15 protein-coding genes and 2 pseudogenes are annotated in these 8,028 nt (G+C 59.7%); 13 read left to right on the top strand and 4 right to left on the bottom strand.

Going from position 1 to position 8,028, the window contains the following annotated elements:
• The first annotated feature begins 1 nt into the window (after position 1).
• The 7 genes and pseudogenes from AC2YI2_RS27725 to AC2YI2_RS27755 all read left to right on the top strand — a co-directional run bounded on the left by AC2YI2_RS27725 (position 2) and on the right by AC2YI2_RS27755 (position 3,509).
• Positions 2–133 (top strand): hypothetical protein, encoded by a 132-nt coding sequence (locus tag AC2YI2_RS27725; RefSeq protein ID WP_487389764.1) that lies wholly within the window; start codon positions 2–4, stop codon positions 131–133.
• 87 nt (positions 134–220) lie between these two features.
• Positions 221–448, top strand: a pseudogene (locus AC2YI2_RS27730) (ATP-dependent Clp protease proteolytic subunit); the annotation flags it as partial.
• An 11-nt stretch (positions 449–459) separates the two neighbouring features.
• Entirely contained in the window at positions 460–1,218 is a 759-nt protein-coding gene (locus AC2YI2_RS27735; RefSeq protein WP_487389783.1) for a S49 family peptidase, read from the top strand.
• Positions 1,219–1,235: 17 nt separating this feature from the next.
• The gene (locus AC2YI2_RS27740; protein ID WP_487389765.1) at positions 1,236–2,360 is read left to right on the top strand and encodes a hypothetical protein; all 1,125 of its coding nucleotides are present in this window, start codon (positions 1,236–1,238) and stop codon (positions 2,358–2,360) included.
• 158 nt (positions 2,361–2,518) lie between these two features.
• Positions 2,519–2,728 carry a cold-shock protein gene (locus tag AC2YI2_RS27745; protein WP_487389766.1) on the top strand — a complete coding sequence of 70 codons (210 nt, stop codon included), beginning with the start codon at positions 2,519–2,521 and terminating at the stop codon, positions 2,726–2,728.
• A 236-nt stretch (positions 2,729–2,964) separates the two neighbouring features.
• Positions 2,965–3,150, top strand: coding sequence for a hypothetical protein (locus tag AC2YI2_RS27750; protein WP_487389767.1), 186 nt, complete (start codon positions 2,965–2,967; stop codon positions 3,148–3,150).
• 110 nt (positions 3,151–3,260) lie between these two features.
• A complete protein-coding gene (locus tag AC2YI2_RS27755) occupies positions 3,261–3,509 on the top strand; it encodes a hypothetical protein (protein ID WP_487389768.1) in 249 nt (82 codons plus the stop codon).
• Between the two features lie 55 nt (positions 3,510–3,564).
• On the opposite strand, the gene AC2YI2_RS27760 is transcribed toward AC2YI2_RS27755, so the two are convergent.
• The gene (locus AC2YI2_RS27760; protein WP_487389769.1) at positions 3,565–3,744 is read right to left on the bottom strand and encodes a hypothetical protein; all 180 of its coding nucleotides are present in this window, start codon (positions 3,742–3,744) and stop codon (positions 3,565–3,567) included.
• 276 nt (positions 3,745–4,020) lie between these two features.
• On the opposite strand from AC2YI2_RS27760, the gene AC2YI2_RS27765 reads away from it, so the two are divergent.
• Complete coding sequence (locus AC2YI2_RS27765; RefSeq protein WP_487389770.1) at positions 4,021–4,227, top strand: hypothetical protein; 207 nt, start codon at positions 4,021–4,023, stop codon at positions 4,225–4,227.
• A gap of 78 nt (positions 4,228–4,305) precedes the next feature.
• Here the strand turns inward: AC2YI2_RS27765 and AC2YI2_RS27770 are convergent, their stop codons facing one another.
• The 3 genes from AC2YI2_RS27770 to AC2YI2_RS27780 all read right to left on the bottom strand — a co-directional run bounded on the left by AC2YI2_RS27770 (position 4,306) and on the right by AC2YI2_RS27780 (position 5,252).
• A complete protein-coding gene (locus AC2YI2_RS27770; RefSeq protein WP_487389771.1) occupies positions 4,306–4,602 on the bottom strand; it encodes a DUF982 domain-containing protein in 297 nt (98 codons plus the stop codon).
• A 139-nt stretch (positions 4,603–4,741) separates the two neighbouring features.
• Positions 4,742–5,011 carry a hypothetical protein gene (locus AC2YI2_RS27775; RefSeq protein ID WP_487389772.1) on the bottom strand — a complete coding sequence of 90 codons (270 nt, stop codon included), beginning with the start codon at positions 5,009–5,011 and terminating at the stop codon, positions 4,742–4,744.
• 1 nt (position 5,012) lies between these two features.
• Complete coding sequence (locus tag AC2YI2_RS27780; RefSeq protein ID WP_487389773.1) at positions 5,013–5,252, bottom strand: helix-turn-helix domain-containing protein; 240 nt, start codon at positions 5,250–5,252, stop codon at positions 5,013–5,015.
• 109 nt (positions 5,253–5,361) lie between these two features.
• Here AC2YI2_RS27780 and AC2YI2_RS27785 point away from each other — a divergent pair, with 109 nt between their 5' ends.
• From AC2YI2_RS27785 to AC2YI2_RS27805, 5 genes and pseudogenes are all read left to right on the top strand, one after another.
• Positions 5,362–5,646 carry a hypothetical protein gene (locus tag AC2YI2_RS27785; protein ID WP_487389774.1) on the top strand — a complete coding sequence of 95 codons (285 nt, stop codon included), beginning with the start codon at positions 5,362–5,364 and terminating at the stop codon, positions 5,644–5,646.
• On the top strand, positions 5,643–5,966 hold the full coding sequence (locus AC2YI2_RS27790) for a hypothetical protein (RefSeq protein ID WP_487389775.1): 324 nt from the start codon (positions 5,643–5,645) through the stop codon (positions 5,964–5,966). The genes AC2YI2_RS27785 and AC2YI2_RS27790 overlap by 4 nt, the downstream gene beginning before the upstream one ends.
• A gap of 253 nt (positions 5,967–6,219) precedes the next feature.
• Positions 6,220–7,301: pseudogene (locus AC2YI2_RS27795) on the top strand (helicase HerA-like domain-containing protein).
• Complete coding sequence (locus AC2YI2_RS27800; protein WP_487389776.1) at positions 7,289–7,561, top strand: hypothetical protein; 273 nt, start codon at positions 7,289–7,291, stop codon at positions 7,559–7,561. The pseudogene AC2YI2_RS27795 and the gene AC2YI2_RS27800 overlap by 13 nt, the downstream one beginning before the upstream one ends.
• Positions 7,558–8,028: hypothetical protein (locus AC2YI2_RS27805; protein WP_487389777.1), on the top strand; the 471-nt coding region annotated here is incomplete at its 3' end. The genes AC2YI2_RS27800 and AC2YI2_RS27805, both read left to right, overlap by 4 nt.

An 8,028-nucleotide genomic window follows, 5' to 3' on the forward strand; every position in this document is an offset into this window, starting at 1 on the left:
CATGAAGTTCCTCGAGCACGCTGCGAGCACGCCTTGGGCGATCCTACCAGAACGAGTCGACGAACTGGTCGCTATCGCGAGCCGGGCAACCGAAGCGAGCCCGCAGATGCTTGAAGCCTATCGCTCTGAATAGTTGGCGAAATCGCAGCGGGCCGGCTACCGCGATGGAGTTGCGATCCTCTATGTCGATGGTCCGCTGTTCAAGAAAGCCAACTTGTTCGTGCATTACAGCGGCGCGACCTCCTATGAGATCCTTCGCAGGGATCTTCAGGTCGCACTTGATAGCCCAAAGGTTCAGTCGATCCTGCTCGTGATCGATAGTCCCGGCGGCGAGGTCAATGGATGTGATGAGCTCGCCACCGCCATCTATGAAGCGCGCAGCCGCAAACCCGTAACGGCCTTTGTGTCCGGCTTGGCAGCATCGGCCGGATATCTCATCGCCTCCGCTGCCGAAAGATCATCGTTTCGGAAATGGCGCTGCTTGGCTCGATCGGTGTTGTGGTCGGCGTCCCTGACAAAAAGGCCGAAGAAGAACGGACTGGGCGCCGCAGCTTTGAATTCGTCTCCTCTCAGTCGCCGGGCAAGAGGCCGGATCCAAACACCGAGGATGGCCGCGAGAGGGTGCAGAAGATGGTCGACGAGGTCGCAGCCGTCCTCATCGCCACCGTGGCCAGAAATCGCAGCGTGTCCGCCGAGGCAGTGATGAAAAGATTCGGCGCCGGCGGCATGCTCGTAGGACGCGCCTGCGTTACCGCCGGCATGGCGGACTCGGTTGGCCAGCTTGAGGCGGCGATTACCGGCATGATAGGTAGCCGATCGCACTCCACTTCTAGAACCCGCGCTAGCGCGCCACTCGCTCCAGCGATAGCCGCACCGGCGCCGCCGGCGATGACGGAACCGTCCGACGCCGCCAGGATCAAGGCGGTCCTCCAGTCCGAACATGGCAAGGAAATGCCCGAGCTCGCCTCCGTGCTTGCGCTGGACCTCAATCTACCCCTTGCCACCTGTCAGGCCGTCTTGGCCGCTGGCAGGCGGCCTTACGAGGAAGCCAGGGTCGAGGCCGCGGTACCGAAGCTCGACTGGATCGAGATGAAGCGCCGAGCGGGTGCTCTCGTCTACGACTCCACGAGCGGTTCGACGAACAGCGATCTGCCGGCTGACCGCGCTGGCTGGTCCTCCGCCGTGGCGGGCGTCAACGCCGCCCGGCCAACCCGCTAACCGAAAAGGAACATCCCATGGCCCGACCCACCAAACCCACTGGCGAAGTCGCCCGCATCGAGGGAGAGATCGCCTTCCTCCGCAGTAAGCTTGCCGATCACGAACATCGTCACGCCGACGCCCTGGCCGCGCTTGAAGAAGGCCGCGAGGGCCGGCGCAAGCTGCTCACCAAAGACGATAAGACCGTGGCGGAGGCCACGAAGAACGTCCGCGAGCTACAGTTCGCCGCCGAAGACGCCGGCTCTCTCGTCGTCGACTATCGCAACGAGCTCGCGGACACCGAGCGCCGGCTGAACGATGCGAAGGCGGTTGACCAGCGTGAAAGCGCCGCTGCCACCCTGAATGCTATTGCCGAGGCAGCAAGCGCGCAGAGCGCTGATCTGACGGCTGCGGCGAATACCTTGATGGCAGTACGCAAGAAGATCCTTGATGCCATGCCTGAAGGCGTTGGCATCCTCCCCGGATATCACTCGCACCGTCCGGATGGTCGCCCCGAGGGATTCGATGGGCCGCTTTCTGGCCGAGAGGTCGTGAATGCGTTGATCGCGGAGGCACTGTATCACGCCGATCCGACCATGTTTGACAAGGCTTGGAAGGGAATCGGATCGAAATTCACCTTTTCCAAGCTCACCGAGATCCGGAAGGCGCACCGAACCTTCATCGGTGACGAGGAGCCAGCGCTTTCGCCCGCCGAGGCCCTCGACGCGCTGATCGTGAAGCCAACCCTGAGGCGTGCCCGCGAGATCCTTGCCGGCGACGTGGAGCCGGCGCTCGACGATATCCGCAAGGTCGATCATTCGAAGCAGCCAGAAGTGCCGACGATGGAGATCATCGCCACCAAACCGCTGAAGTTCGTCGCGCCGAACGGTGCCTACGGTCACCTTCGCCAGCATCTCTCGGAAGGCCAGCGCGAGTCGGTCATTGAACCGATTGCCCGCTTGGCGATCGCGAAGCGTGCTGCGCTCACGCTCAACAGTGATGAAGGCCGGACCTTCCTGGCAGACTACCAGAGGCGCCTAAAGGCCGGCGAGGTGCATCCGGAGCCACGCAGTGACACCGTCGATCTCGGCGATCCCTTGGGTTGCCTCGAGCCAGCGAACGATGACGACATTGCCGCCGAGGTCACCCGAGCGCTCGGCTGATCATTGCCTGCGGTCGTTCGGGCCGCTCGATCGCAGGTAAGGCCGGCGCCAAGCTCATGGTGGCGCCGGCCGTATCCCAAAGCGAGTCGATATCGGGTTGACGGCGTCACGCGGAGCCCACTATTCGTGTTGCGCTTCACTTCCACAAAGGAATTTCAATGGCTACCGGCACTGTAAAATGGTTCAACGCAACGAAGGGTTTCGGTCTTATCGAGCCTGAGGATGGCTCGACCGATGTCTTCGTTCATATCAGCGCCGTCGAACGGTCCGGAATGGGCGGGCTCAACGAAGGCCGGAAGGTCAGCTACGAGATCGTGCGCGACAAGAAGTCGGGAAAGAACTCAGCTGATAACCTCAGAGCGGTATGAGCCCACATTTGTGTCAAACGCAAAAGGCAGGAATTGATCCGGCCTTTTCGATTTCAATGCGATCTCTCTCGATCGGGATGTTCGTCCCGGTTTCCATCAGTTTTGGTCGCGCTACATAAGACGCCGGTTATGCTTCCAGCGCGGGCCTGCTATGTTGTACGGGTGTTCAAAAAACACTCCATCGCCCCAATTGACGCACTACATAATTGGTCGGTGTTCGAACGGTAGGGCAAAAAATGGACTTGAGTGTGATTAAGGCAGCCGTGGAGGCCGTTGTTGAAGATAGCGACGATGGCGAGCTGGCAGACGTTGTTCTTCTAGCAGCGAGCGCTCTTCCAGCTGAAGCCTCTGATTTCGATCGTGGTATGGCCGCAGGGTACGCCGCCGCGATTTTGGTTAATATGAGGCCGACGATTGAATAATGTATTTCCCAGATTAACGGCTGATATCTTTTCCGGCTATATTGACGAATAGATAAATAATGACGCACGTCTGAAACAAAGCGCGGCAATGATCGCGCTGAGGGTGCATCATGACAGATTACGAGAATACGAAAATCAGGCTGAGCAAGGTTAGCCGATTTCCTGATATCGACTTGGAAGCAATTTTAAAGGCCGTTGCTCTAGCGCATCGCCAAGTTTCAGACAAATCTTCCTACGAGGATGTGGTTACACAAGCGATTGCTAACTTGCCTGACGGGATCTCAAGTTTTGAGCGTGGCGTCGTGTCGGGTGTGGTACTTGCGCAAATGGCGGAGGTCCCTCCGTCGACGGAACGTTGATTGATCCCCTCGCACATTGAATTCTACGACCAGGGCAATAATGCAAGCCTGTTGGTTAGATCAACTGCAGCACCTTAGCAATCCCAAACGTTCCCCACGAGAGCACGACTATCGTCAGCAGTAACTGTGCGAAACCAATGTCCCGAAAGTCGATGCGCGTACACCAGCGGCGGGCTTGAACAAGGCTGTCAGCGTACCGATTTTTAGGTGGAACATAGTCCCAATCGTATTTCATATAAGTCTCCACGGCCATCTCCCGGCGCCTTTTCGCCATAAGGAGGATTCGGCAAGATTACGCCCGGGAAAGTGGCAGATCTCACTTGCTTGAATCTGCTTCCATACGTGACTTCTCACGGCGAAAGCTGAACAAACCTTCCAGCGTACGATTTCGAACATTGCAACGCCTGCGCGGAACCACGAGCCGGTATTGTGATTGATATCGCATCGTCCTTCCTGGACGGTCACCTTCGCCGGCCGCTGTGGCGGTCGGCATTTTTTTTGGAAGCCTCCGATGAAACTTGCCCGCCGCGCCCTCGACGACCGTGAAAGACTGGTTGAACTCGAGAAAGCGCTTGACCAGCATATGGCAGAAATTCTGGTCGAGGCCGCGGACGCCGGCTATTCGACCGCGGAGGTGCTTATGGCGTTCAGGATGGTCTGCGAGCGCCAGTACACAGCCTTGGCGGAAGATCCGGACCCTGCGGATGATCCTTCCTGATGCGAGTCAACGCCGCCATCATAGTTCGATAGTATTGACGGCGCCGCAGTGGCGCAGCCTATGAAGCCTGGAGGTGTGTCATATGCTGCCGATATTCCGATCAGGTGCCAATCCCGCGAAGTTCGGAACTTCCTCGATATCCGCAAGAGCGCCGGCTTTCTTCAGGAACCGCTCAAGGTTCTGGCGGATGGCGGCGACGGGGAAGCGCCCGTTCGCCGCCTCCTGGTACGCCCGCATCAAGGTTTCATGAGGAAGCCCACGTTGGTCGGCGGGCCAAGCCTCCAGCAGGTCAAAAGCATCCTCAAGACTGGCGACTTCCTCGACATAGTGCTTTCGCTGGACGAAAAGGGGGCGGTCGAAAAATGTGATTGCCATCGGTTCCTCCTTTCTCGGCAAGTGGACGAGCGCCCATATAGGCGGAGAAATCGGCGCTTCAAGGGCTGGATCGCAGCCGGACGGCTGAGACCAGGGTCACTATCATGAGGTCGACGGCGAGCCGGCGGCGTTCGCGCCATTAATGTACCGTGGTGATATCACAATCGTCGGCCTGCAGCAGCGTCGCCAAACCGATTTCCTTCACGCCGGTTTCGAACTCCTGCCAGGCCGCTTCATCCGTCGTGAACAGCTCATTCCAGACGGTCGAATTATTCTCCTCGTCGACGAGTTCGAGAGACCAGCCGTCGCCGTTCTCCAACGTGTAGATTAGAACGTCAACCGTGATGCCATCCTTGGTGAATTGGCATGAGAACGGCGAGACGATGATTTTTGGATCTTCCTCGCTCATGTCACTCGCCTTTCAGGCGGACGCCAGGCCCGCCGGTCACCATTTCCTTGTCGGCCTGAAAGATCACGCCGGCAGATTCGAGCACTGAGCGCATTGCCTGAAGATTGTTCGATACAGGAGTCGATCGCCCTGCCTCGAAATTTCGTACGGTCGATTGGCCGACGTTTGCTCGCTTGGCGAGTTCGTCCTGAGATAGGTTCACAAGGGCCCTCCCGGCCCGGCATTGTTCTGGGGTAATCATCGCGTCCTCTGAATATTTCCGATCACAATAACGATTTTCGTTTGACGTGAATAGTGGCAACGTATTACGTTCGTCTTAACGAAAATCGTTATTCGAAGGAAATATCAAGATGCCGATCACACCGATCCCGGCCGCCGCCGAAGGCTTGCTTAACTCCACCGTACCCCCGTTCCCCGTGGAACCGGGCGATCAGCGGGAAGATGAGGTCAGAAAGCTCATCTCCGACATAGTCAGCATGTCATCGGTGCTGTCCTCGCTGCTCGAGGACCGAATCCGCGACACCGGCAAAGGCTCGCTCTCGATCGACCGGCGTGACGCCGCCAACATCAAGTTCATAGCCAGCAAGGCGGCGGCCTATGCCGACCGTGTGCGGGAAGCATGGGAGGCAACATGATGCCCGCTCAAATCGACCTCAACACCGCCTTCGCCACTGCCATCGCCGCCATGGAACGCCACACCCGCATGGAAGGCCTCTATGACGCTCTGGCGCATCTTTCGGACTCCCTGTCTGGCCTCGTCTCCCGCCCACGCATGGGCGAGGAAGGCCCGGGCGCGGAGGCGCTGGAAGCGCTCGACGACTTCGTAATGGACCAGATGGCTGCCGTGAAAAACCGTGCGCTGTCAGTACCGCCGGCGGAGTGGCCGGATCACGAAGCGAAGTTCGCTCTGCTGATAAAGCTGTTGCCCGGTCCAGAACGGATGCCTCGGAACTAGAGGCCGTCGTTGCGAAGATTGTCTCCGACTTGGACGCCATGGGATCCGGCGCCTGAGTGGCGCCGGCCAGGGGCGGTTGTGCCCCGAAATTAAAAGGAAATGCCGCCCACCCGGAATACCCCACCGGGTGGGCGTAAATGCCAAGAAAATCAGTTTGTTGAGCGTGGTTTTCTGGTAGGATTTCTCACTGTTTCAGGAGCGCAAAATGTCCTCGATCGAGATTGGATTTTCAAAGGCCGGAAGTGTCATCTCCATGCCGCTGGCCAAGGCCAACCGGCATGGTTTGGTGACCGGCTCGACCGGTACAGGGAAGACGACCACGCTGCAGGCGCTCGCCGAGGGATTCTCCCGGGGGGGCGTTGCGGTCTTTGCCGCCGATGTCAAAGGCGACCTCAGCGGCGTCGCCGCGCGCGGCAATGACACGTCGGCGCTGGCGACCAAGACCCGCACTCTCGGTCGCAAGTTCGTCGCCGATCGGACACCGGTTGCCTTCTGGGATCTGTTCGGCACCGACGGTTTGCCGATCAAGACATCGGTGCAGGAGATGGGCGCTGAGCTCATCGCCCGGATGTTGAACCTCAACGATGCTCAGGCCGGCGCCGTGGCGATCGCACTGAAAAAGTCGGACGATGAGCGCGGATGGCTGCTGACCTTGGATGATCTCCGCTGGGAGCTGTCTGATATGATGGAGCGCCGGGAGGAGATCTGCTCTCACTATGGCAACATCACTGCCGCGTCGCTGGCTGCCATAACGCGGAGCATCTTGGCCTTGGAAAGCCAGGGTGGTGACCAGCTGTTCGGCGAGCCTCGCTTTGAGATTCTTGACTTCATCTGGACAGATGACGCCGGCCGCAGGGTGGTGAACCTCCTGCACGCCGATCGGCTGCTCGAATGCCCGCGGCTCTACGCCACGTTCCTCCTTTGGCTTCTGACCGAGTTGTTCCGAGTGCTCCTGAAGTCCGGGATCTCGAAAAGCCCAAGCTCGCCTTCTTCTTCGACGAAGCGCACCTCTTATTCACCGACGCACCAAAGCCGCTGATCCAGCAGATTGAGCGCCTGGTGCGCTTGGTCCGGTCGAAAGGCGTGGGTGTGTTCTTCGTGACGCAGAGCGCCGCCGATGTGCCGGAGACGGTGCTGGCACAGCTCGGCAATCGTATCGCGCATTCGTTACGTGCCTTCACGCCGGCTGGCATGAAACTGGTCCGCGCCACTGCGGCCGCCTTCCGGGAAAACCGGGGCGTAGACGTCAAGGGCGAGCTGAACACACCGGCGTCGGCGAGGCGTTCGTCTCAGTCCTGGATGATGCTGGCATTCCGACCCGCGTGGAGCGCGTGAGCATCATACCGCCGTCTGGCCAGGTCGGGCCGATCTCCGATCTCGAGCGTCGGACCGTCATCGATGCTTCCCCGCTGCGCCAGCGCGGCATAGCCGAGCAAGAATTTAAAGGGGCGTGGCAGGAGGGCGACTTTAAGAAGTTCCTGCCGGATTTAAGCGGCGCGGCGCCGGTGCGGCGCTCGACCTCTTGGCGCGGGCTTGTCACCTGGTCGGCCGTCGCCGCCTGCTGCATCTTCGTTGTCAGGGCGGTGCTTACATGAACCAGAAGCCCATCGTTCTCCTGGAATACCCGCCCGTCATTTCCCTGAACAAGCTGGTCAAGGATCGTGGGTGGACCGATGCCATGGTGCGCAAGCATCTCGGCCCGCCCGACGCTCTTGCTGCCAATCCATTCCGAGGTGTCGATCGGCCTGTAAGGGTCTATCTCCTGCGGCGGGTCGAGCGCGCCGAACGGAGGACGGAAGTAATCGCTGGCCTGCAGCGCGCCGCCGACGCTCTCGGGCTCCGCGAAATGATCGACGACGGCAGCATCGAGTTGCTCCGCGACAAACTTGCTGACGATCTCGCAGTGGTCCCGATCGATGTCACGGTGATCCCGATCGAGGATCTCCGAAGCCGCGCCTATGCTGCCCTCGGCCACGCCCGTGCCGAACAAGGACGCGACCCTCTCGGTCTTTCGGAAAGCGAGCTGCCGGCGAGCGCCATGGTGCGATATGCCCGTGAGCAC

This window comes from Rhizobium sp. SRI_017 (genome assembly GCF_057586295.1).